This window comes from Sulfitobacter dubius (genome assembly GCF_900113435.1).
In the GTDB taxonomy this organism is placed as follows: Bacteria; Pseudomonadota; Alphaproteobacteria; order Rhodobacterales; family Rhodobacteraceae; genus Sulfitobacter; species Sulfitobacter dubius.
Genome location: NZ_FOPG01000001.1, coordinates 149,419 through 172,397 on the forward strand (window position 1 = coordinate 149,419; position 22,979 = coordinate 172,397).

General features: G+C 60.3%; 22 protein-coding genes. 11 read left to right on the forward strand and 11 right to left on the reverse strand.

What is annotated here, in order from left to right; genetic code table 11:
- Position 1 precedes the first annotated feature (1 nt).
- The 3 genes from BM229_RS00715 to BM229_RS00725 are packed head-to-tail and all read right to left on the reverse strand — an operon-like array spanning position 2 to position 3,710.
- Positions 2–1,051: an ABC transporter ATP-binding protein gene (locus BM229_RS00715; RefSeq protein ID WP_093925800.1), complete on the reverse strand. Its 1,050-nt coding sequence runs from the start codon at positions 1,049–1,051 to the stop codon at positions 2–4.
- Positions 1,039–2,742, reverse strand: coding sequence for an ABC transporter permease (locus tag BM229_RS00720; protein WP_093925801.1), 1,704 nt, complete (start codon positions 2,740–2,742; stop codon positions 1,039–1,041). The genes BM229_RS00715 and BM229_RS00720 overlap by 13 nt, the downstream gene beginning before the upstream one ends.
- On the reverse strand, positions 2,742–3,710 hold the full coding sequence (locus BM229_RS00725; protein ID WP_093925802.1) for an ABC transporter substrate-binding protein: 969 nt from the start codon (positions 3,708–3,710) through the stop codon (positions 2,742–2,744). The genes BM229_RS00720 and BM229_RS00725 overlap by 1 nt, the downstream gene beginning before the upstream one ends.
- Before the next feature lie 164 nt (positions 3,711–3,874).
- On the opposite strand from BM229_RS00725, the gene BM229_RS00730 reads away from it, so the two are divergent.
- Complete coding sequence (locus tag BM229_RS00730) at positions 3,875–4,645, forward strand: DeoR/GlpR family DNA-binding transcription regulator (protein ID WP_093925803.1); 771 nt, start codon at positions 3,875–3,877, stop codon at positions 4,643–4,645.
- A gap of 71 nt (positions 4,646–4,716) precedes the next feature.
- Here BM229_RS00730 and BM229_RS00735 read toward each other — a convergent pair whose 3' ends face one another.
- From BM229_RS00735 to BM229_RS00750, 4 genes are read right to left on the reverse strand one after another with little or no spacing between them, the layout of a single operon-like run.
- Entirely contained in the window at positions 4,717–5,814 is a 1,098-nt protein-coding gene (locus BM229_RS00735; RefSeq protein WP_093925804.1) for an ABC transporter ATP-binding protein, read from the reverse strand.
- Between the two features lie 4 nt (positions 5,815–5,818).
- Entirely contained in the window at positions 5,819–6,718 is a 900-nt protein-coding gene (locus BM229_RS00740) for a carbohydrate ABC transporter permease (protein ID WP_093925805.1), read from the reverse strand.
- Positions 6,711–7,583: a carbohydrate ABC transporter permease gene (locus BM229_RS00745; protein ID WP_093925806.1), complete on the reverse strand. Its 873-nt coding sequence runs from the start codon at positions 7,581–7,583 to the stop codon at positions 6,711–6,713. The genes BM229_RS00740 and BM229_RS00745 overlap by 8 nt, the downstream gene beginning before the upstream one ends.
- 54 nt (positions 7,584–7,637) lie before the next feature.
- Entirely contained in the window at positions 7,638–8,882 is a 1,245-nt protein-coding gene (locus BM229_RS00750) for an ABC transporter substrate-binding protein (protein ID WP_093925807.1), read from the reverse strand.
- Positions 8,883–9,106: 224 nt separating this feature from the next.
- On the opposite strand from BM229_RS00750, the gene BM229_RS00755 reads away from it, so the two are divergent.
- From BM229_RS00755 to dusA, 3 genes are all read left to right on the forward strand, one after another.
- Positions 9,107–9,844 (forward strand): response regulator, encoded by a 738-nt coding sequence (locus BM229_RS00755; protein WP_093925808.1) that lies wholly within the window; start codon positions 9,107–9,109, stop codon positions 9,842–9,844.
- Positions 9,841–11,289, forward strand: coding sequence for a sensor histidine kinase (locus BM229_RS00760; protein WP_093925809.1), 1,449 nt, complete (start codon positions 9,841–9,843; stop codon positions 11,287–11,289). The genes BM229_RS00755 and BM229_RS00760 overlap by 4 nt, the downstream gene beginning before the upstream one ends.
- Before the next feature lie 180 nt (positions 11,290–11,469).
- Complete coding sequence (gene dusA / locus BM229_RS00765) at positions 11,470–12,477, forward strand: tRNA dihydrouridine(20/20a) synthase DusA (protein ID WP_093927164.1); 1,008 nt, start codon at positions 11,470–11,472, stop codon at positions 12,475–12,477.
- A 2-nt stretch (positions 12,478–12,479) separates the two neighbouring features.
- Here the strand turns inward: dusA and BM229_RS00770 are convergent, their stop codons facing one another.
- Entirely contained in the window at positions 12,480–13,667 is a 1,188-nt protein-coding gene (locus BM229_RS00770) for a multidrug effflux MFS transporter (protein WP_093925810.1), read from the reverse strand.
- A 186-nt stretch (positions 13,668–13,853) separates the two neighbouring features.
- On the opposite strand from BM229_RS00770, the gene BM229_RS00775 reads away from it, so the two are divergent.
- Both BM229_RS00775 and BM229_RS00780 read left to right on the forward strand, forming a co-directional pair.
- Positions 13,854–14,675 (forward strand): sulfite exporter TauE/SafE family protein, encoded by an 822-nt coding sequence (locus BM229_RS00775; RefSeq protein WP_093925811.1) that lies wholly within the window; start codon positions 13,854–13,856, stop codon positions 14,673–14,675.
- Positions 14,676–14,818: 143 nt separating this feature from the next.
- A complete protein-coding gene (locus BM229_RS00780) occupies positions 14,819–15,073 on the forward strand; it encodes a hypothetical protein (protein WP_093925812.1) in 255 nt (84 codons plus the stop codon).
- Between the two features lie 7 nt (positions 15,074–15,080).
- Here BM229_RS00780 and BM229_RS00785 read toward each other — a convergent pair whose 3' ends face one another.
- Genes BM229_RS00785 through ccmI form a run of 3 tightly spaced genes read right to left on the reverse strand, consistent with a single transcriptional unit; the run spans position 15,081 to position 17,012 of the window.
- Complete coding sequence (locus tag BM229_RS00785) at positions 15,081–15,320, reverse strand: DUF1289 domain-containing protein (protein WP_093925813.1); 240 nt, start codon at positions 15,318–15,320, stop codon at positions 15,081–15,083.
- Positions 15,313–15,786 carry a Holliday junction resolvase RuvX gene (ruvX, locus tag BM229_RS00790; protein ID WP_093925814.1) on the reverse strand — a complete coding sequence of 158 codons (474 nt, stop codon included), beginning with the start codon at positions 15,784–15,786 and terminating at the stop codon, positions 15,313–15,315. Before ruvX ends, BM229_RS00785 begins: the two co-directional genes overlap by 8 nt.
- Positions 15,783–17,012, reverse strand: coding sequence for a c-type cytochrome biogenesis protein CcmI (gene ccmI, locus BM229_RS00795; protein ID WP_093925815.1), 1,230 nt, complete (start codon positions 17,010–17,012; stop codon positions 15,783–15,785). Before ccmI ends, ruvX begins: the two co-directional genes overlap by 4 nt.
- Before the next feature lie 196 nt (positions 17,013–17,208).
- On the opposite strand from ccmI, the gene BM229_RS00800 reads away from it, so the two are divergent.
- The 5 genes from BM229_RS00800 (at position 17,209) to BM229_RS00820 (ending at position 22,924) form a co-directional block, all read left to right on the forward strand.
- Positions 17,209–18,453, forward strand: coding sequence for a sarcosine oxidase subunit beta family protein (locus BM229_RS00800; protein WP_093925816.1), 1,245 nt, complete (start codon positions 17,209–17,211; stop codon positions 18,451–18,453).
- A 103-nt stretch (positions 18,454–18,556) separates the two neighbouring features.
- Positions 18,557–18,829 (forward strand): hypothetical protein, encoded by a 273-nt coding sequence (locus BM229_RS00805; RefSeq protein WP_093925817.1) that lies wholly within the window; start codon positions 18,557–18,559, stop codon positions 18,827–18,829.
- A gap of 111 nt (positions 18,830–18,940) precedes the next feature.
- Positions 18,941–19,270, forward strand: coding sequence for a sarcosine oxidase subunit delta (locus BM229_RS00810; RefSeq protein ID WP_093925818.1), 330 nt, complete (start codon positions 18,941–18,943; stop codon positions 19,268–19,270).
- Positions 19,271–19,335: 65 nt separating this feature from the next.
- Positions 19,336–22,353 (forward strand): sarcosine oxidase subunit alpha family protein, encoded by a 3,018-nt coding sequence (locus BM229_RS00815; RefSeq protein ID WP_093925819.1) that lies wholly within the window; start codon positions 19,336–19,338, stop codon positions 22,351–22,353.
- Positions 22,346–22,924 (forward strand): sarcosine oxidase subunit gamma, encoded by a 579-nt coding sequence (locus BM229_RS00820; protein WP_093925820.1) that lies wholly within the window; start codon positions 22,346–22,348, stop codon positions 22,922–22,924. Before BM229_RS00815 ends, BM229_RS00820 begins: the two co-directional genes overlap by 8 nt.
- The last annotated feature ends 55 nt before the right edge of the window (positions 22,925–22,979 follow it).

Below are 22,979 nucleotides of genomic sequence, written 5' to 3' on the forward strand. Positions count from 1 at the left end.
TTTAATCCTCTGAAAAGGCCCAAGGGGTGGTGATTGTCAGGCCCAATTGTGCGCCAACGTCAAAGCGGGCGCGGGTTTCTGCAAACAGGCGCGCGCCGCAGTCGGTGACTGTTTCCAACAGGTATTTGCCGCCCATATAGGTGACCCGCGCGACCTTGCTGCGCAGATCGCCACTCTCAGAAATGGTCAGGTTTTCGGGGCGCAAGCAGACATGGCTGACTTGCTTCTCGGCGCGTGCCGATTGCACCGCAACTTCGGCCCCCAGTATCCGCGCCTGCCTCGCCCCTCCGGCCTGCGTGACCTCTTGCACGGGCACCACGGTCCCGCGCCCGACAAATTCGGCAACAAAGCGGTTTTTGGGCCGTTCATAGAGGGTTTGCGGCGTGTCGAACTGCTGAATACGGCCCTGATCCATCACCGCGATCCGGTCGGCCATCGCCATGGCTTCGGCTTGGTCATGGGTGACATAGACCATCGTGGCCCCGGTGCGCTTGTGGAAATCGGTAAAGACGCCCTGCATCGTGGCCCGCAGCGCCACATCAAGGTTGGCCAAGGGTTCATCCAGCAGCACCGCGCAGGGATCAGAGACCAGACAGCGTGCCAAGGCCACCCGCTGCCGCTGTCCGCCCGAAAGGTCAGAGGGCATGCGATCGGCGTAGGCCTCAAGCCCCGTGGAGGCGAGCGCCGCATCGGTTTGTCTGGCAATCTCGGATTTGGAGAACCTGCGGATCTCAAGCGGGTAGGACACGTTGCGCCACACCGACATATGCGGCCAGAGTGCGTAGGATTGAAACACAAAGCCGATGTTGCGCTCTTCGGGGGGCAGGCTCACCCCTGTTTGAGCATTGGCCATTTCGCGGGCGCCGATGCGGATTTGGCCGCTGGTGGGGGTCTCGAACCCCGCCAAAATGCGCAGAAGGGTGGTCTTGCCACAGCCCGACGGCCCCAAAAGCGCGATAAATTCGCCATCGTCGAACCGGGTTGTGATGTCTTGTAGCGCAGGGGTGCCTGCGAATGTCTTGCCGACCGAGGACAGGTCTATGTCTGCCATGGGACAACTCCTTTGGGAAAGCGACGGGAAAACAGTTGGATCAGCGCCATGAGGACGATGACCACAAAGACGATGGTCATCGCCAAGGCGCTGGCCATGCCGGTTTCGCCACTGTCATCGAGGTTGAAAATCACCACGCCCAATGTCTCGGTACCCGAAGACCACAAGAGCGCGGAAACCGTGAGTTCGTTAAACGCGGTAAGAAACACGAGGATCGCCCCCGCCGCCGCCGCCGGGGCCGAAAGCGGAAAGATCACATCGCGCAGCCGCCGGTAGAGTGAGGCACCAACCGATTGCGCGGCCTCATCCATAGCAGGATCGAACTGCTTCAGGCTTGCCTGAACTGGGCGGAACATCACCGCGAAGAACCGCGCGAGATAGGCCAGAAAAATGATCCAGATGGTGCCGTAGAGCGTGGCCTCGGTGAAAGGCAGCTTGATCAGCAGCAAGATCATCGCAATCGACAGGACAACACCCGGCAGCGCGTAGGGCAGATCAAGCAGGCTGTCGAAAAGCCGCGCAAGTCGCGTTTTGCGCCGCTCCATCAGCCACGCTAGGGGCAGGCAGATCATCACCAAAACGGCAGAGGCCCCCGCCGCCAGACCAAAGGAATTAGCAAAGGCCCGCGAAGTAACGGGTTGGCGAAAGAGAACCTCATACCAAGATGCAAGCGTCACGGTGTCAAAGCGCAGGGTCACCCCATAGGCAGGCACCAATGATGTCGCCAATAGGCCGAACATCGGCAGGACGAGGATGGCAAAGACCACGGCCCATAGAAGTATCTCAACCGGTAGGCGGGCCGCGCCCAAGGGCAGGGCCAGCGGGCGGGAGGTGCTGCCCACAAGATGCAATCTCTGACGAGACTGGCATAGGCGCTGCAACAAGATGCCCGCCACGGCGACCGCCCCGATCAGCATCGCCAGAACCGAAACCTCGGCCAAGACGGTTGTCCCCATGCCAGCCAGCTTTTGATAGACCAGCGTCGGCAGCGTCGCATAGTCTGCGGGAATGCCCAGCATCGCGGGAATGCCAAAGTTGCCAAGTGCAGTCACAAAGGTAATCGCCGTGCCCGCCGCCAAACTGGGCAAGGTCAGGGGCATCACGACCTGCCACCATGTACGCAGCCCTTTGGCACCGCTGATGCGGGCGGCCTCAACCACGTCTTGGGGGATAGACCGCAGACCCGCGCGCAGGGTCAGGAAGATGATCGACATATGTTGGATTCCCAAAAGGAAGATGATCCCTTGCGGCGAATAAAGTGGCTGCGGCGCGCCAAGCGGGGGGGCAATGCCTAGCGTTTTTAGTAAGACCGACGACGGCCCCATAATCTGGGTCCAGGACAGCGCGGTGATCTGCGGCGGGATCATCATCGGGATCATCAAACAAAAGACCAAAGCCGCCTTGGCCCGTAGGTCTGTCAGTGCCACCAGAAAGGCAAAGGCCGCGCCAAGCACCAGCGATACCAAGGTGCCAAAGCCCGCCGTGACCAGTGAATGTTTCAACGCGCTCAAAGTAGAGGGTTGTGCCAGCACATCGCGCATAAGGGTCAGGCTGGGCCTGCCCTGATCGGTGACGCCTTCGACAAACAGGCGCAGAACCGGGGCGAGCGTCAGGCAAATCGCGACGATCAAAATGGCAGAGAGCAGCCGGGCCTCGGACCGGCTGCCTCCATTTTGTTGTGCGACACTCATCATTCAGCGCCGAAAAGCTCTGCGAATTTGGCTTTGTTGGCTTCGGCATTTGCAAGGGCCTCGGCAGGGTCAAAGGCCATAAGCTTGATGTCTTCGCGGGCGGGGAACCCTTCGGGGACGCCCATACCGTCACGGGCAGGGATATAACCCATGTCCAGAACCAGTTCTTGGCCTTCAATGCTGAGCAGAAAGTCGACGAATTTCTCTGCGCCTTCGACGTTCTTGGCGGAAGACATGATCGCCACAGGTTCGGTCACATAGGAAACACCTTCTTCAGGGAAGACGAAATCAACCGGGGAGCCATCGGCTTTGTTGCGGATCGCGAGGAAGTCGACGACCATGCCATATGGCTTTTCACCCGAAGCCACGGCCTTGAAAGTGCCGCCGTTGCCGCCCTGAGCGCGGGCCTCATTCGCGGCGAGGTTTTCGTAATACTCCCAGCCCAAAGTCTCATCGCCGGTCAGCGTGGCAAGGTGGATCAGCGCGGCACCGGAATAAAGTGGCGAGGGCATTGCGATTTGCCCTTTGATGGAAGCGTCTGACAGGTCTTTCCAAGAGGTCGGCGCGGTCTCGACTCCTGTGTTGTAGACGACCCCGGTGGTGATCAATTTGGTCGAATGGTAATAGCCTTCGGCAGAATGCAACGCCGCGTCATAGTCACCGGCTTCGGGCGATTGGTAGGCGGTCAAAAGACCTTCCTGTGCCATGCCTTCCAGCGTCACAGTATCGGCGATCAGCAGGACATCGGGCTGCGGGTTGCCTGCCTCAATCTCGGCACGCAGGCGGGCCATCAATTTGGTTGTACCATCGCGGACCCAATCAACTTCGGTGCCGGGGTTGGCAGCCATAAAGGCATCAACGGTCCGCTGCGCATCGGCATTGGGTTGCGAGGTATAAAGAGTGATCGTATCGGCCATGGCCGTGCTGGCCAAAAGCGCGAAAGCGGTGGATGTGACGAAGGACTTCATGGGATGCTCCTAGGGTTTTAACTTTCGAACGAAAGCAGTTCACATGAGCCTTATCCCTGAGAAGTTTGACGGTTTTGTAACAGTTAGTTGAAACTTTTATTTATATTGCGAGATTCAAAAACTTTTCCTAACCTGCCGGAAAGTTTGAGAATTTTTCAAAGGAAATGACCGTGCGACGGGAAGTAACCCAGCGAAGAGATGAGATTATCGCGCTCCTGTCTAAGAGCGAGACTCTGTCGGCGATCGAGCTTTCGTCCGAGCTTGCCGTTTCGGTGCAAACCATACGAGCGGACCTGCGCGATCTTGATGAAGCGGGGCTTGTCCAGCGCCGCAACGGCAATGCGCGGCTGCGGCAGCAGAGTGAGAACATCGGCTATCTGCCTCGCGAAAGCATCGCGCGACAGGAAAAGCAGCGCATCGCTTTGGTGGTCAAAAGTCTGATTCCAGATGGCGCACGGGTGGCGTTGGGGACCGGCACAACAGTGGAAACCTGCGCCCGGTTTCTGGCTTCGCACAATGACCTTTTCGTCGCATCCAATAGCATCCACGCCGTCTGCGCCCTGCAACAAGCCCCCGGCGTTGCCGTTGAACTGGCAGGCGGAACCGTAAGAATGCGCGATCTGGATATGATCGGCACGCCTGCGCTTGAATTCTTTGCAAAGTACCGCGTCGATTACGCGGTTTTTAGCTGCGGGGGTCTGTCCGAAGAGGGCATGGTGATGGACTATAACGCTGACGAAATGAGCGCACGCAAGGCCATCGCGAGCTGCGGCAAAAAGAGCATTCTGGTGATGGACAGCACCAAGAACCGATTAGATTTGGCATTTCAGATGGGCCACCTCTGGGACGTTGATATCGTGGTGACAGGCGCAAGGTTTTCGCCGCCTGTTATGGAAAGTTGTGCGCGGCATGGCTGCGAAGTCATTCGCGTATGACCGGGTTATTGGGCGGTTTCGCCCCGTCCGGCTGAAAGCAGAACGGGGCAGGGCCGCTAAACCGAAAAGCCTTAGTTCAGACGCAGCCCCGTATCGGGCGCAAAATACGAGACTTTACCCAGATCAAAGGCCAATCGCTGCTTTATGCCCGGCGCAGCGGTGGTTTCCGCGTGCAGCCGCGCGGTGACATGTTTGCCGCCCAACTCCATGACCGCATAGGTGTCTGCGCCCGCAGGCTCTACGATGTCGATGACGCAATCGGCCTCTTGCGAATCCGGGCCGGAATGCGCGTTTGCATCGGCGATGTTTTCGGGGCGGACACCGATAATCACATCCTCTGGCAGGCTGAGGTTTTTGCGGTCGGTCAAAACCATTGACCCGCCCGATTTGCGCGCGATTTCGATTGTTGTTCCGGCGCTACCGGACCGTGCCTTTGCCGGGATCAGGTTCATCGCCGGGCTGCCCATGAAATCTGCGACGAATAGGTTCGCCGGATGGTTGTAGATCTCTGCAGGCGTGCCGATCTGCTGAATGACACCGCCCTTCATGACGACGATTTTGGTGGCCAGCGTCATCGCTTCGATCTGGTCGTGCGTCACATAGACCATCGACGCACCAAGCCGCTGGTGTAGGGATTTGATCTCGGTCCGCATCTCGACCCGTAACTTGGCATCGAGGTTGGAAAGCGGCTCATCAAAGAGGAACAGCTTGGGGTCGCGCACCAAGGCACGGCCCATGGCGACGCGCTGGCGCTGGCCACCCGAGAGATGGCCGGGTTTACGGTTAAGCAGTGGTTCGATCTGCAATTGCTGCGCCACATGGGCGAGCTTTTCGGCCTGCGTGACCTGATCAACGCCGCGCACCTTCATGCCGAAAGTGATGTTTTTTGCGACGGTCATCGTCGGGTAAAGCGCGTAGGATTGGAACACCATCGCGATGTCGCGGTCTTTGGGACTGACGCTGGTCATGTCGCGCCCACCGATGCGGACCTCGCCGCCGCTGATCGGCTCCAGCCCAGCAATACAGTTGAGCAGGGTCGACTTGCCACAGCCCGAAGGGCCGACCAGCACAAGAAAATCCCCCTGTTCAATCGCCACATTGATGTCCTTGAGGATCTCAACCGTGCCATAGCTTTTGAACAGATTGTTGATTTCGAGGATCGGGGCCATTGATTTATCCTTTCACGGAACCGGCGGTCAGGCCGCGGACAAAGTATTTCCCGGCAATCACATAGACGAGAAGTGTCGGCAGTCCGGCGATGATCGCGGCGGCCATGTCGACGTTGTAGGCTTTGATGCCGGTGGTCGAATTGACGATATTGTTTAGCGCCACGGTCACCGGCTGCGTACCGGCCTGACTGAATGAGACGCCAAAGAGGAAGTCGTTCCAAATTTGGGTGAATTGCCAGATCACGGTCACCACGATGATCGGCAAGGACAGCGGCAGGAAGATCGACCAGAAGATGCGGAAAAACCCTGCGCCATCCACCTTGGCCGCCTTTGTCAGTTCTGACGGGATCGAAACATAGTAGTTGCGGAAAAACAGCGTGGTGAAACCCAACCCATAGATCACATGGACAAAGATCAGCCCCGGAATTGTGCCTGCCATACCGATCAGCCCCAGCACCCGCGCCATCGGCAGAAGCACCACCTGAAAAGGGATGAAGCAGCCAAAGAGCATCAGTGAGAAGAACAGGTTCGCGCCGCGAAAATTCCATTGTGCCACGACATAGCCGTTCATCGCGCCCAGCAGGGTGGAAATCACCACTGCCGGAATGGCGATGAGGACAGAGTTCCAGAAAAACGGCCGCACCCCTTCGCATTGGATACCGGTGCAGGCCTCTGACCATGCCGTGCGCCATGCGGCGAAGGTCACGTCGCGGGGCAGGGCGATCAGATCGCCTGTGCGGATTTCCTCAAGGCTTTTCAGTGAGGTAGTCAACATTACGAAAAGCGGTAGCAAATAGAACAGCGCAAAAAGCAGCAGCAAGATATACAGCATCCACCGCAGGATCAGCCTGCCTGTCCGGCCTTCAGCCTGATGCGGGGTCTGCGCGAGGGAAAGATCAACCATCTTTGGACCTCAATTCAGAATAAAGATAAGGCACGACGATAGAGAATACGACGAGCATCATAATCATGGCCGAGCTTGCCGCTTGCCCGATATCCCCGCGCGAAAACGCCATGGCGTACATGTAGGTGGCGGGCAGATCAGTGGCATAGCCCGGGCCTCCGCCGGTCAGAGCGATGACCAGATCAAAGCTTTTGACTGCAAGGTGCGACAGCACGATAAAGGCCGACAGGAAAATCGGTGCCATCGCCGGGATGATGATCGCGGTATAAACGCGCCATGTCGGGATGCCATCGACCTGAGCGGCCTTGATGATTTCCCCATCTACCGAACGCAGCCCGGCGAGAAATAACGCCATGACGAAGCCAGAGCTTTGCCAGATCGCCGCAAGTACGATGGTGTAAATTGCCTTGTCGGGGTCAACCAACCAGTCGAAGGTAAAGTTCTCAAACCCCCAGCCGCGCACCATGGCCTCCAACCCCAAACCGGGGTTCAGGATCCATTTCCACGCGGTGCCGGTCACGATCATCGACAGCGCCATGGGGTAGAGGTAAATCGTACGGATCGCACCTTCGGTGCGGATGTTCTGATCCAGCAGGATCGCCAGCGCGAGACCCAGCACCATCGCGATCACGATGAACAGCGTCCCGAATACAAAGAGATTGCCAAAGGCCGTTTCCCACCGCGGAGAGGCAAAGAGCCGTTCGTATTGGATGAAACCTTCGATCTCGTATTTCGGCAACAGCCGCGAGCGCGTCAGCGATACCCAAGCCGTCCAAGCGATAAAGCCGTAGACGAAGATCAGAACGGCGATGAACGAGGGCGCCAGAACCAGTTTGGGGGTGTTTTCTTCAAGCCACTTGATCATGTGAATGTCCCGAATTGGCCTGCCCCCACAAATGCGCGGGGGCAGGAGCAGGCGTTACATGCTGTTGGCGATACCGTCGGCAAGCATCTGAACCGCATCGGCAGATGACATGTCCGAGTTGAAATGTGCAGTCACGACATCTGTGATCGCACCAGCCTGCGCGCCGCGCAGCGCCATGCCATGGGCATAGCTTGGCAGCAGCGCATCACTGTCAGAACTGGCTTGCATGTCATCGGCGGACAGACGGGCGCAATCGTCAAATTCATCCAGCGCTACATCGGTGCGGGCAGGGATCGACCCTTTGTTGAGGTTGAACACCTTTTGAAAGTTCTGCCCGACAACCAATTCAGCCAGAAGTTCTTGGCCAGCCTTTTTATCATCGCCGTCCACGTCGAACATTGCAAAGCTGTCGACGTTATAAAGGAAACCTTCGCCCGGTGCAGAAGCGCAGAGGAAGTCTTCGCCGGGCACCTTGCCCGCAGCCATGAATTCACCCTTGGCCCAGTCGCCCATGATCTGGAAAGCGGCCTCTCCGTTCATGACCATGGACGTGGCAAGGTTCCAGTCGCGGCCAGAGAAGTTGCTGTCGACATAGCCGCGCAGGGTGCGCATTTGGTCGAACACCGCGATCATCGCGTCCGACGTGAGGGTTTCGTTGTCGAGTTCAACAAAGGCTTTGCGGTAGCCGTCTGGCCCAAGGATGCCTAGGGCGACTGCCTCGAAAATCGTAGCGTCTTGCCAAGCCTGCCCACCGTGCGCGAGGGGGATGATCCCGGCCTCCTGCAGCTTGTCGGCGGCGGCGTTGAATTCATCCCATGTGGTGGGCATCTCGATGCCATTGGCGTTCAGCACCTCGGCATTCGCCCAAATCCAGTCGACCCGGTGCACGTTGACCGGCGCAGCACACCATGTGCCCTCGCATTTCATATGCCCAGCGATGGAGGCGGGCAGCACAGTTTCCCAATCGTTCGCCTCGGCGACCGAAGAAATATCGGCCAGAACGCCTTCTTCGTACCATTCCTGAATGGCGGGGCCCTTAAGTTGGACGGCCGTTGGTGCGTTGCCTGACAGCACTCGGGCGCGCAGAGCGGTCATTGCCGCGTCACCGCCGCCGCCAGCCACCGGCATATCGGTCCAGCTGCCGCCTTTGTCGGCGAATTCTTTTTGCAAAACGGCGACGGATTTCGCTTCGCCGCCAGATGTCCAATAGTGCAGCACCTCGGCTGTCGGCTCGGCGAGGGCCGAAGTCGCGACAATCATCGACAGGGCAGAGACCGCCCCGGTTACATAGGTATTCATGATGTTTCCTCCCGTGGAAATGACGGCCCTCCCAGACCGGATGGCAGGAGATTGTCGCGGAAAAACACAGCTTGCAATGCGCAGGGCACAGCAAACCGGGCGCAACATGCAATTATTCTGTGCGCACGTTACAGCTTGTTACTTAGCCGTGGATTTTGTTGCATCATGGCGCTCAGACGGGGACAAGGCAGTGGTATCCCGCTGAGGGTAGAGGAGGAGAGCGGGTGACAATTCCGCGGATTTTGGTGGTCGATGATGATATAGAGATGCGGCAAATGATGACGCAATTTCTGCACAAGCATGGGACGATCGCATTGCCCGCCGCAACGGAGGAAGAGGTCGCGGCTCATCTTGAGGGTGGGCGGGTCGATCTGATCCTGCTCGACGTGATGCTGGGGGATGAAAGCGGGCTCGATATCTGTGGGCGCTTGCGGCAGGATCAAGACGTGCCAATCATCATGGTCTCGGCCCTGTCGGCGGACCATCAGCGGATGGAAGGCTATGCGGTAGGGGCCGATGACTATATCGCCAAGCCATTCAACCCTGAACTGCTGCTCGCACGGGTGAAGGCCGTGCTGCACCGCACGCGGCGGTCCTCTTCGCTGGTGCACCGCCGCAATACCAAGACTTTTACATTCGCAGGCTGGACCTATGATGCAAAACACAATGAGGCGCGCGCGCCCAGTGGGGTGCAGGTTTCGCTGTCTCGGCGCGAGACGGCGCTTTTGCGGGTGCTGCTTGCAAATCCGCATATCCCCCTGACCCGTGAAGAGATCGCCGCAGCACTTGATGTAACAGGCGAGGCAGGACCGCAGGGCGATGGGCTGGGCCGCGCCATTGACGTTTTGGTCGGGCGGCTGCGCGCTAAAATCGAAGTCGACCCGAAACACCCCTTATTCCTGAGAACGGAACGCGGGGTTGGCTATGTCTTTGCCGTCGATGTAATGGAACACGACAGGTGATCCAGCGCCGCAGCCTACGGGTGATTGGCAGCTTGCTTGTCATCACGGCCTTTCTTTCCGGTGGGATTGCCGTGTGGCTATGGAGCCATTCTAACGCAAGCTGGCGGGCACATCAGGAACGTGCCTATGTCGCGGGGATCAACCTTTACTACGCCGTACAAAACGGCACCGTACCGGCGGAGGAGGTGCAAATCCGCCCCCTCAGCGCTGAGGATCAGGCCCGCGCCGCGCACGGGGCCTTCCGCCAGATTTCTCACGCCCCTCTCGCAGCGCGTGTCACTATTGTCCTGATCTCTGCCGATAGCGCGAACAGCCAGACCGGGGCGCCCCTGACCATGGCGATCCTGTCGCCCGATCTTACCTACAAGCTGGCCGAGATGCCCAATCGCGCCGATCAAACCGCGGCGGAGAAGACCGGAGAGGTCTTTCGTCTGGTGGCGTCCTATTGCTCTGATCCGGTTGTGCTGACCCAGATGGGCAGTGCGCCGTGGTTTGAGATCGACGCCGCGTCCGTGCTTAGCTGCGCCGCAGCCCCGGCTGATAATCGCATGTGGGCTGTCCTATTGGCCGTGCTGGCGATGGGGGTGACCCTCACCGTGGTGCTGAACCTCTCGGCTGAATTTTCGCAGTTTGCAGAGCAATTGCGCAGCCGCCGCCGCATCGGCGGCCCGGCGAGCTATGATCTGCCCGGCCCACAGGAGTTGCAGGACATCGTTTCGGCCGTAAACAGCTTTCTTGAAGATGAACGCCAACAATTGTCGAGCCGCGCCGCCGTTCTTTCTGGCGTGAGCCATGACCTTGGCACCCCCGCAACACGCCTGCGCCTGCGCAGCGCGCTTATTCCCGATGCGGAACTGCGCCAGAAACTTGAGGCCGATATCGACAGTATGACGGGGATCATCGAAAGCGTGCTGACCTATACGCGGGTCGAGATGAACGTCGAAAAGCCACGCAAGCTTTCACTGGGCTCACTGATCGATTCCATCGTCGCTGATTATCAGGACACGGGCAGGGATGTGACCTTCCGCACAGGGTCGGACATTGTCGTGCAGAGCGCCCGTTCGGTCTTTAGCGCGCGACAGGGGCAAAGCGTGTTTGCTGCCGACCGGGATGTCACTGTGATCGGGCGGCCCGTCTCACTTGAGCGCGCGGTGACGAACCTGATTGAGAACGCGCTGAAATACGGTCGTCGTGCGATTGTCGCGCTCGAAGCTGACGCCCATACGGCGAGGATCATCATCGAAGACGAAGGCTCTGAAAGCTCTGCTGCAGATATGGCGGCTCTCATGGCTCCGTTTCAGCGCGGGACCAATACGGCCACGATCGACGGCTATGGCCTTGGCCTTACGATTGTTGCGGCGATTGCGAAATTGCATGGCGGGTCGCTGTCCTTTGAAGACACGTCTGATGGCCTAGCTGCGTGCCTTGTGATCGACAGAGCGTGATTTCGGTTTGCGCCGAGAGGAATGCCAAATCTGTGTAGGTCGGTTCAGGATCACCGACAGGTGCTGGCCTGTCAACGTGAATATGCTACAGGGTGGCAATCCAGAGACGAAGCACCGGAACACTCCGGTAACCACGCAAAGCGCGCCATATGAGATTTGGTCGGTGTTGAGGTTGAGATATTGACGTATAAAGTTGAAAGAGCGGCCCGCTTGAGCGTGGCTCCCATGATGGATTGGACCGACCGCCATTGCCGCTATCTGCACCGACTGCTTAGCCGCGAGACCCTGCTTTATACTGAGATGGTCACCGCGCCTGCGCTTGTGCGCGGTGGTGCGCTGCATCTGTTGGATCACGATCCATCTGAACACCCCGTGGCCCTGCAACTTGGGGGCTCGGACCCCACAGAGCTCGCGCAGGCAGCGCGGTTGGGGGCGGATGTGGGTTATGACGAGATCAACCTCAATTGCGGCTGCCCTTCAGACCGGGTGCAATCGGGTGCGTTCGGCGCGGTCTTGATGCAGCAGCCGGGGCTGGTGGCGGACTGCGTGGATGCCATGCGCGCGGCCTGCGATGTCGAGGTGACCGTGAAATGCCGCATCGGTGTGGATGATCAGAACCCTGCGGAAATCTTGCCAGAATTCCTGTCGCGCATTGTGGCGGCAGGCTGCACCCGTGTCACGATCCATGCGCGTAAGGCGTGGTTGCAGGGGCTGAGCCCCAAGGAAAACCGCGATATCCCGCCGCTAGACTATGATTTGGTGCATCAGATGAAGGGGCTGTTCCCCAATCTGCATATCTCGGTCAATGGCGGCATCACGTCGTTGGAACAGGCCGAGGCCTTTCTCGACGCTGGGCTAGACGGCGTTATGGTCGGGCGCAGTGCCTATCATTCGCCGACCGATATCCTCGCCAGTGCCGATCGGCGTATCTATGGTAAAGAGACGGACAGCAGTGCAGAGGCGGCGGTGCAGGGGATGTTGCCCTATATCGAGGCGCATCTGGCCAGCGGCGGGCGTTTGGGGCAGGTCACGCGGCATATGCTGGGGCTTTTTGCCGGCCGTCCCGGCGCGCGGCAGTGGCGGCGTATCCTATCGGAGGGGGCGCATAAGCCCGGCGCGGGTCCGGAGCTGGTAGAGGCCGCTTTGGCCGAGGTCGCCGCGGCGCAGGAAATCGCCGCGGCGGGGTAGGATCAGGCAGTCGGTTCAATCACAGGGCGTGGGCGCAGCAGCGCTAAGGTAAGCACCGCCGCTACCAGGCCGCAGGCTGCGATCGCCCCCAACATCGGTGTGACAGAACCGTCAAAGAACGGCCCGGCCAGCGCGATGGAAAGGCCACCCGCTACCATCTGCAAGGTGCCGCCCAATGACGAGGCCAACCCCGCGATATCGCCGTGATCGTCCAGCGCCACGACCATGACCGTCGGCACCACGACGCCAAGGCAGGCGTTGGCGCAAAACAGCCCCGCCATCACCAGATAGAGGCCCGGGTCGGTCGCCAGCGCGGTGATAAAGATCGCGGCGGAAAAGAAGACGAAGCCCGCCACCCCGCGCCGCACGAGGCTGCGCATGCCCCAACGTTCGCCTAGAAAACCGGCCAGTTGCGAGGCCGAAAAGAAGCCGACAGCGTTCACCGCAAAGGCCAGCGAGAACCCGGTCGGCCCCAGCCCGTATTGCCCGGTGTAGACGAAGGGCGCGAAGGCGATGAAGACAAAGAAAGACCCCATGGCAAAGCCGCCGATAAAGGTCAGCCCCATGAAGATCGGATCGCTCAGCAGTACCTTTGCCCCGCGTGCAAGGTTGCGCGGGTTGATCCGCACGCGGCGTTTTACAGGCAGCGTTTCGGGCTGAGCGAAGGCGGTGAGGGCCAGAGCGGCAATGGCCAAGACAGCCAAGGTCATGAAAATCGCGCGCCAATCGGCCAGCGCCATCACTGCGCTGCCAGCCAGAGGGGCCAGCATTGGCGAGATCGAGATCACCAGCATCAACATCGCCATCAACCGCGTGGCCTGCGTGCCAGTATATTGGTCGCGGATGATCGCACGCGGCACCACCATCAGCACCGCACCGCCGAGCCCTTGCAGCGCCCGCCAGCCGATCAGCGCCGTCATCGTCGGCGCAAAGGCGGCCCCGAAGGAGGCGATCAAGAACAGCACCAGCCCCACCATGATCGGCAGCTTGCGCCCCGCCTGATCGGCCCACGGGCCATAGAAAAGCTGACCCAGTCCGAAGGCGATGAAATAGGCGGTGATGGTTGCCTGAACCGCCGTCTCAGACGCGCCATAGCTGGCGGCGATGGCGGGCATGGCGGGCAGATACATGTCGATGGCGAAGGGGCCGACCAGCCCCAGCAACCCGAGAATGAGCGCTGAACGTAGCACGTGATGTCCTTTCGGATGGGATGGCCGCAGCCATAGGAGGAGGCGGCAAGCGCAGACCGATATGCCCGCCTTGAACTTCGCGCGCAACCTAACCTTCCGTAGGGGAAGTGCAACCCCGCCTTTATGGCCTTGAACCCCCGGTAGGAAACGGCTTGAAAGAGCGCAGAAACCTCGGGGAGGGCTTCCATGCCAGAGTTGAACGTATTGCTGCCGATGCTGGCGCTTATTGTCCTGATCGGGGGGATTGCGGGTGTCTTGGCGGGGTTGCTTGGCGTGGGCGGCGGCATCGTCTTGGTGCCTGCCTTCTTTTATGTGCTGCATTCGTTGGGCTATGGCGGGCCGCAATTGATGCAGATCTGCCTTGCGACCTCGCTGGCGACCATCATCGTCACCTCGGCGCGGTCGGTGCATGCACATAACAAGAAGGGCGCGGTCGATTGGGAAATTCTGCGGACTTGGGCACCGGGTATCATGCTGGGCGCGGTTCTGGGCGTGATTTTGGTGTCACAATTGCGAACTGTGACGCTCCAGATGATTTTCGGCGGCTTGGCATTGCTTGTCGGGCTTTATCTTGGGTTCGGGCGCAGCGATTGGCGCTTGGGAGAGAACATGCCGCGCGGCATTAAACGTGCGGTTCTATCGCCAATGGTCGGGTTTCTGTCGGTTCTCATGGGGATCGGCGGCGGCAGCTTTGGCGTGCCGCTCATGACATTGCACGGGCGGCCGATCCACAAGGCTGTGGCCACTGCGGCGGGCTTTGGCCTATTGATCGCCGTGCCGTCGGTCATTGCATTTCTGTTTGTGGACATAGCCCAAAACCGACCACCGCTGACGATAGGCGCGGTCAATGTCGCAGCCTTTGGGATCGTTGTTGCGATGACATTGATCACGGCACCTTGGGGCGTGCGATTGGCCCACGCGATGGACCCCAAGCCGTTAAGACGGGTCTTTGCCGTGTTTCTGATACTGGTGGCACTAAATATGTTGAGAAAGGCACTCTGGGGGTAGGGTCGTCCGGTTTTACACCTTAAACCTGCCGAAATTCGACAATTTACGCCCAATTTAAGCCCATTTTCATCAATTCGCCGCATTCTCGACACAAACTAGAGGTTGAATGCCCTAACGGCGGCAGAATCAGAGGAATCGATCTAATGGGCCAGTACCGGACCAAAGCAATCATTCTAAAAGGGCAGGGCGAGAACCTCGCTTATTGGCGGCCTGCGCGTAATGGTCGTCGGGCGTTCCGTTTTGATGGGATGTTCACCCGCGAAACCAGCTTGTCTTTCGCACGGGCGTCTTTCCCGGCGGCGAACTATAACGCTAGCCCCATTGGTTACCGCGACGGCACAGATAGCGACGCCGCGCTGATCTTTCTTAATCAGATCACCCAACGCCGCGGCGCGTGAGGCCGCGCTAATCGCGGCGTCGGGCCAGTTTCGCCGCGCGTCCCCCGCGCCGTTTTGTGTGGGCGCTGGCCCGTTCAGGCAATTCTTCCATGATGGCGCGGCGTTCGTCGCTGGTCATCGTTGACCAACGGCCAATCTCATCAATCGAGCGTAGGCAGCCGGTGCAGAGCCGACTTTCGGGATGCACCACGCAGATGTTGATGCAGGGGCTTTCAATCTCATCGCGCTGCCAGACCTTCTTACTCACGGCGCATCACCTGCAGGCGGTCCAAAAGCCCCTGTAAAATATAGCCCGCCGCCACATGGTCAATTACCTCGGCGCGGCGTTTGCGGGTGGTGTCGGCCTCCAAAAGCGCGCGTTCGGCTGCGACGGTCGACAGACGTTCGTCCCAATAGGTGATGGGCAGTGGGGTGAGCCGGTCAAAGTTGCGGGCAAAGGCGCGGGTCGATTGGCAGCGCGGCCCCTCAGAGCCGTCCATATTGCGCGGCAGGCCCAAGACCAGACCGCCAATGCGACGCTCGGCGATGATCTCGGCCAGACGCGCGGCATCCAGCCCAAATTTCTTGCGCCGCACGGTTTCAAGCGGGGTGGCAACGGATTGGAAGCTGTCGCTTACCGCGACGCCGATGGTTTTCTCTCCCAGATCCAACCCGATCAGCGCCTGCATCGGGGGCAGGGCGGCGATGAAATCTGCGGTGTCGTCAAAAATCATCCTGCCACCCCTGCGCGTTCTCCGGCATTGCGGATCATATCCAACGCTGCGCTATCGCCCGAGAAGACCTCAAGTGCATTGTCATAGACCGCGCGAGCCTGATCGGTATCGCCCAAGACACCGAGCGAGGTTATCAGCCGCGCCCAGTCCTGCGGCGGGCCGCCTTCGCTGGCCAGACGGTCAGAGAGGCCCGCGACCATGCCGCCGATCATTTCCATCCGGTCGCCCGCGTCCATTTCAGAGGCCGCTTCGATGTCTTCGGCGGACGGCCCTCGGGCAGGCGCGCCGTTGCCTGTCTGAGGTATTTCGTAATCCACCCCGGCAAGGGTTGCGACCTGTGGGATCTGCACGCGGATCGGCTCAATCCATGCTGCATCCTCAGGCCCGCGCCGCAACAGCGCGTCCCAAATACGGAAACCGACATCTGGCCGCCCGGTCTGCACCATCATCAGCCCAAGGTAATAGCGCGCGCGTCCATCCTGCTCATCGCGGTTCAGCACTTCGCGCAGGGCCGTTTCCGCCTCGGGAGAGACATAGCCCCCCGCGGCCAACACCAGAAGTTCGGCGTAGTCTGCAATGTCCTTGGCGGTACGATCCGCGCCCTTAAGACGCAGCACATTGCCCTGCGCCTCGGCAGCGGAGACGAAATTGCCGATACGGGCTTCGTTCTGGGCAAGCAGGGTCTGACCTTGCAGATCTTCGGGGCGCTCTTTGACCGTGGCGCGGAGCTGTTGGATCAGCGCGAGGTAGTCGGCGCTTAGCCCTTCGGTGCTGGGGCTGGCGGGCAGGCTTTCCACCGCGCTTTGCTGGCTGGGTCGGTTGCGGCGCATATCTTCGGCGAAGGCGATGCGGTCAGCAAGCGCCAGATCACCATAGCCGGGTTGGCCCAAATGCCAGTACAGCGCCAGTGACCCGGCACCCAAAGCGATAATCCCCGCGATCAGCACGACCGGCGCGGGCCGCGACGTGCTTTGTACACGCGTGTCGCGCCCAGCATCGGCGGCGAGGATCCGGCGCGAGATCTCGGTCCGGATTCGGGCGGCATCGGCCTCAGGCACCACACCGCGCGCTACGTCACGCTCCACCTCATCCAATTGGTCGCGGTAGACCTTGAGATCATAATCCGCCTGTACGGGCAGGGGCGTATCCGAGCCGCGCCATGCGGCCCGCGCCAGAAAACCGCCCACGACAAGCGCCATCGCGCCAGAGAGAAACCAAAATATCATGTCCTTTACCTAACCTTTGCCCGACGCCGACAAAAGACCGCAATTGCCGTGCCCCCTGCGGCATTTTTCACCAATTGCACCACATGTCGCAAAACCGCGTCCAAATGCCGTGGTGGTCATTTCGAATATCTGCTCCTAGGCTCAGAAAAGACCACAGCCGCCCGCGCGGCCCGAATCCTTGCCGGGAATTGACGTGATGAAGAAATACTCCGTTTTCGCAGTGGCCCGAGAGGCCATGCGCCATCATACGGGCTGGACCCGCGCGTGGCGCGATGCGCAGCCCAAGAAACGCTATGATGTGATCATCGTCGGTGCCGGGGGGCATGGGTTGGCCACGGCCTATTATCTGGGCAAAAATTTCGGCATCACCAATGTCGCGGTGCTTGAGAAGGGCTGGCTTGGCGGCGGTAACACCGGGCGCAACACGACGATCATCCGCTCGAATTACCTGCAAGACCCTTCGGCCGCGATCTACGAAAAGGCGCGCAGCCTTTATGAGACGATGAGCCAGGATTTGAACTATAACGTCATGTTCAGCCCCCGTGGTGTCATCATGCTGGCACAGACCGAACATGAGGTGCGCGGCTATAAGCGCACCGCGCATGCCAACGCGCTTCAGGGCGTCAGCACCGAATTCATCGGCCCGGACCGCGTCAAACAACTGGTGCCGATCATCAACTTAGATGGGCCGCGCTATCCGGTGCTGGGCGGGTTGTGGCAAGCCCGCGGCGGCACGGCGCGCCATGATGCGGTGGCTTGGGGCTATGCGCGGGCCTGCTCGGATATGGGCATGGACATCATCCAGAAGTGCGAAGTCACCGGCGTGCGTCAGACGGGCGGCAAGGTGACCGGCGTCAGCACCACCCGCGGCGATATTGATTGCGACAAACTGGGGTTCGTCGTGGCCGGGCATTCGGGGCAGTTGGCAAATATGGCGGGCTTTCGTCTGCCGATCGAAAGCGTTGCCCTGCAGGCGCTGGTCAGCGAGCCGATCAAACCGTGTATGGATGTCGTCGTCATGGCCAATACGGTGCATGGCTACATGAGCCAGTCCGACAAGGGTGAGATGGTCATCGGCGGCGGCACGGACGGGCATAACAACTACACCCAACGCGGCAGCTTCCATCATATCGAAGAGACGGTGCGCGCGCTGGTTGAGACTTTCCCGATGATCTCACGGCTCAAGATGCTGCGGCAATGGGGCGGCATCGTGGATGTCACCGGCGACCGCTCTCCGATCCTTTCCAAGACACCGGTCGAGGGGGTGTTTATCAACGGTGGCTGGGGCACGGGCGGGTTCAAGGCGATCCCCGGGTCGGGCTGGGGTTTTGCCGAGTTGATGGCCAAGGGGCATTCGCCGCTGACCGATGCCTTTGGGTTGGAGCGTTTCGCCGAAGGGCGCTTTATCGACGAATCCGTGGCTGCCGGGGTGGCTCATTGATGTTGCCGGTCAGCCACAATCCGCTCTGTGAGATCGTCGGGGGGAACGAGTTTGCGTTCAGCCGCGTTGCCTGTTCAGACATTGAATTAAACGGAGCTGAACAATGGCAACCCCGGAAAACAATCACACCGACCATACGAACACGACCACAACCACGACAGACCGCGGCGGCAATGGCCTCGCGTTTATCGTTGGTGCGGTTGTCGTTGTTGTGGCTCTGCTGGCCTATTTCCTCTTTGCCGGTGGCGACTTGGATGGCGCAAATGACGTCAACGTCAACATCGAAGGTGCCGCAGAAAGCACAGGCGAAGCGGTTGAAGGCGCTGCCGAAGGCACTGCAGATGCAGTCGAAGAGACAGCAACCCCGACTGAGTAAATTCACTCTGGCAATGCCCCGTGTGGCGCTGCCTCGACACGGCGAACGCCGCTCCGCGCTATTGCGCAGGGGCGGCGTTTTGCTGTTTGCCCCTCGCTTAGGAGCCTGCCCATGCTGATCCTTACCTGTCCTTGTTGCCATGTCACAGCCGAAGAAACAGAGTTTCACGGCGGCGGTGAGGCACATTTAAAGCGTGTGGGGCCGGACGGAGCTGAAGGTGACTTTGAAAGCTACCTGTTCATGCGCCAAAATCCGAAGGGTGTGCATCTAGAGCGTTGGCGTCATGTCTATGGCTGCGGCAAGTGGTTCCACATGGCGCGTGATACCGCCACGCTTGAGGTCTTTGGCAGCTATGCGGCCCAGACCCTCGCGCCACCGGATCATATCGTTGACGCGATCCGCAAACGCCATCCCGATTGGCAATGGCCCGCAGCCAGCTAAGCCCGTCTCGGCCCCAACCCAACCGGGAGGCATCCGCCCTCCACCAGCCCGCAAGGTTTCCCAAGATGAGCACAAGACTGGCCACAGGCGGCCGCCTGCTGAACAAAAGCAAACCGCTGAATTTCACCTTCAACGGCAAGCAAATGCGCGGCTATGAGGGCGACACGCTGGCCTCGGCCTTGCTGGCCAATGATCAGGTGCTGGTCGGGCGTTCGTTCAAATACCACCGTCCGCGCGGCATCGTGACCTCCGGCCCCGAAGAGCCCAACGGTCTGGTCGGCCTTGGCCAAGAGGGGCGGTTTGAGCCCAACGCCCGCGTCACCACGACCGAGCTTTACGAGGGGTTGGAGGCGGAAAGCCAGAACCATTGGCCGAGCCTTGAGTTCGATGTCGGGGCGCTTAACAAACACCTCAGCCGCTTTCTGCCTGCGGGCTTTTATTACAAGATGTTTATGCATCCGCGCCCGCTGTGGAAGCACCTCTATGAGCCGATCATCCGCCATTCCGCCGGTCTGGGCAAAGCGCCCAAGGCGGCGGATGCGGATATTTATGAACACTTCCACGCCTTCTGCGACGTGCTGGTCATCGGCGGTGGTGTCGCGGGGCTTCAGGCTGCTTTGGCCGCAGGTTTGAGCGGCGCGCGTGTCATCGTGATGGAGCAGTCGGCCCATTGGGGCGGGCGTGCGCCGGTCGATGGGGGCACGGTGGATGACGCACCGGTTGAGGATTGGGTTGCCCAAACGCTTGACCGTCTGCGCGGTATGGAGAATGTCGACCTGCGCGACCGGACCATGGGGGCAGGGGTTTACGATCACGGCTATGTGCTGGGCTATGAGCGGCTACGCGATCATACGCCGGAGGATGCCGGACCACGCCACCGGCTCTGGCGTGTCCGCGCTGGCCACGTGATCACCGCCACCGGCGCGATTGAGCGGCCTTTGAGCTTTGCGGGCAATGACGTGCCGGGCGTGATGCTGGCCTCGGCCATGCGCGACTATGTGGCGAATTATGGGGTCTCGCCGGGGGACCGCACTGTTCTGGTCACCAATAACGATAACGCCTATCTCACCGCCATTGCGCTGAAACAGGCGGGGCTGGATGTGCCTGCTGTGCTAGATGCCCGGGTATTGCCGCAAGACAGCGAATTGGTCGCAAAGGCCAAGGCGCTCGGCATTCGGGTGGTCATGGGCCATGCGGTTTCCTCGGTTCAGGGGGGCAAGCGCGTGACAGGCGTGGCGGTCTGTTCGCAGGGGGGCGAAGGCGCGGTGCTAGAAGTGATCGCCTGCGACGCCATCGCCATGTCGGGGGGCTGGTCGCCCGTGGTGCATCTATGGTCCCATTGCGGCGGCAAGCTGACGTGGGACGGGGCAAAAGCCTGTTTCCGCCCCGATCAGGACCACCCGCCCACCGGCGCGGACGGGCACGGTTTCGTCACGCCCGCCGGGGCCGCGGCTGGGGTCTTCGCGCTTGACGATGTGCTGCATGACGCCCATGCCGCCGCAGATGGGGTGGCGACATCGCTCGGCTTCAAACTGCCGCGCGATCTGACCGCGCCCACGGCGGCCCGGCGCGAAGAAGCGCCGATGATGCCGGTCTGGCAGATGCCGCAGGGCGCCAGCGTCAAACTGCGCGAAAAGACCTTTCTGGACTACCAGAACGACGTCAAAGTCTCGGACGTGCGGCTGGCGGCGCAAGAGGGCTTTGTTTCTGTCGAACACGCCAAACGATATACCACGCTCGGCATGGCGACGGATCAGGGGAAGCTGAGCAATATCAACGGGCTGGCCACGCTGGCGGGGGCGCTGGATGCGGAGATACCCAGCGTCGGCACCACCACCTTCCGCCCGCCCTATCACCCGATCTCAATGGGCGCGATTGCGGGGGCGGCGCGGGGCGATACCTTCCAGCCGATCCGCCGCACCCCGCTGCATGACTGGCACGCGGCCAATGGCGCGGTTTGGGAGCCGGTCGGCCAGTGGCGGCGGCCCTATGCCTATGTGCAAAGCGGCGAAAGCACCCATGACGCGGTGATGCGCGAGGTGACGAACACGCGGCAAAACCTCGGCCTGCTGGATGCCTCGACCCTGGGCAAGCTGATCGTGCGTGGCCCGGATGCGGCGCGGTTCCTCGACATGATGTACACGAATATGATGTCGACGCTGAAACCCGGCAAATGCCGCTATGGGTTGATGTGCAATGAAAACGGCTTCCTGATCGACGACGGCGTGGTCGCGCGTTTGGATGAACAGACCTTCCTCTGCCACACCACTACAGGCGGGGCCGACAGCATCCACGCGCATATGGAGGAATGGCTCCAGACCGAATGGTGGGACTGGAAGGTTCATGTGGTGAACGCCACCGAGCATTATGCGCAGGTGGCCGTGGTCGGGCCGAATGCACGGAAGTGTTTAGAGAAACTCGGCGGCATGGACCTGAGCCGCGAGGCGCTTGGCTTCATGGAATGGACCGAGGGCGAATTGGGCGGCTTTAAGGTGCGGGTCTTCCGTATCTCTTTCTCGGGCGAGCTGAGCTATGAGATCGCGGTGGAGGCCGGGCAGGGGCAGGCCTTTTGGGACGCGCTGCTGATCGCCGGGCATGACTTGGGCGTGATGCCCTATGGCACGGAATGTCTGCACATCCTGCGCGCCGAAAAAGGCTTCATCATGATCGGGGATGAGACCGATGGCACGGTGATCCCGCAAGACCTCGGCCTCAACTGGGCGATCTCGAAAAAGAAAGACGACTATCTTGGCAAACGCGCCCAGCAGCGCAGCCATATGCAGGATCCGTCCCGGTGGAAGCTGGTGGGACTGGAAACCACCGATGGCAGCACCCTGCCGGATGGCGCGTATGCGCTCGGCGAGGGCGAGAACGAGAACGGCCAGAAGGTGATGCAGGGGCGTGTGACCTCGACCTATCATTCGCCGACGCTTGATCGGGGTATTGCCATGGGGCTGGTGCTGCATGGGCCGGACCGGATGGGCGAATTGCTGAGCTTCCCCGGCACCGATGGCAAGACCTATGAGGCCAGAATCGTCGATCCCGTATTTTACGATCCCAAGGGGGAGAAGCAAAATGTCTGAAGCCGTTACCGCCCTGAAGAACGCGCGTTATGACGCGGGAATTGCAACGATTTCTGAGATTGGCCCTCTGGGGATGATCACCATTCGTGGCGATTTGGAAGCGGCCTTTCTGCGCAAGGTCATCAATAAAACCGTCGGGCTGGAGCGCCCTGAAAGCGGCATGTGCAACAGCGATGGCACGTCGGCGGTTGCATGGATGTCGCCGGATGAATTGCTGCTGATTTGCCCCCATGCACAGGTGGCTGAGGTGCTTTCGCGGCTGCTTGCAGCCTTTGAGGATACCCATACGCTGGCCGTCGATGTCTCCGGCGCGCGGGCTGCATTTCGTATCGAGGGCACCCATGCCCGAGAGGTCTTGGCCAAGCTTGCGCCGGTTGATCTGGCCCCCGCGAAATTCACGCCCGGCATGTTTCGCCGCACCCGCGTGGGGCAGGTGCCAGCCGCTTTTTGGCTGCTTGAAGACGGGGCCTTTCAGGTGGTCTGCTTCCGCTCTGTCGCGCAATATATGTTCGACCAGCTTAAAGTCGCAGCGCAGCCGGGCAGCGCAGTGGGGCATTTTTCAGCGCCGTAAACCGGGATGAAGTCTGACTAATTCGCTCGGAACAGATATGATTTGCGGACGTTGA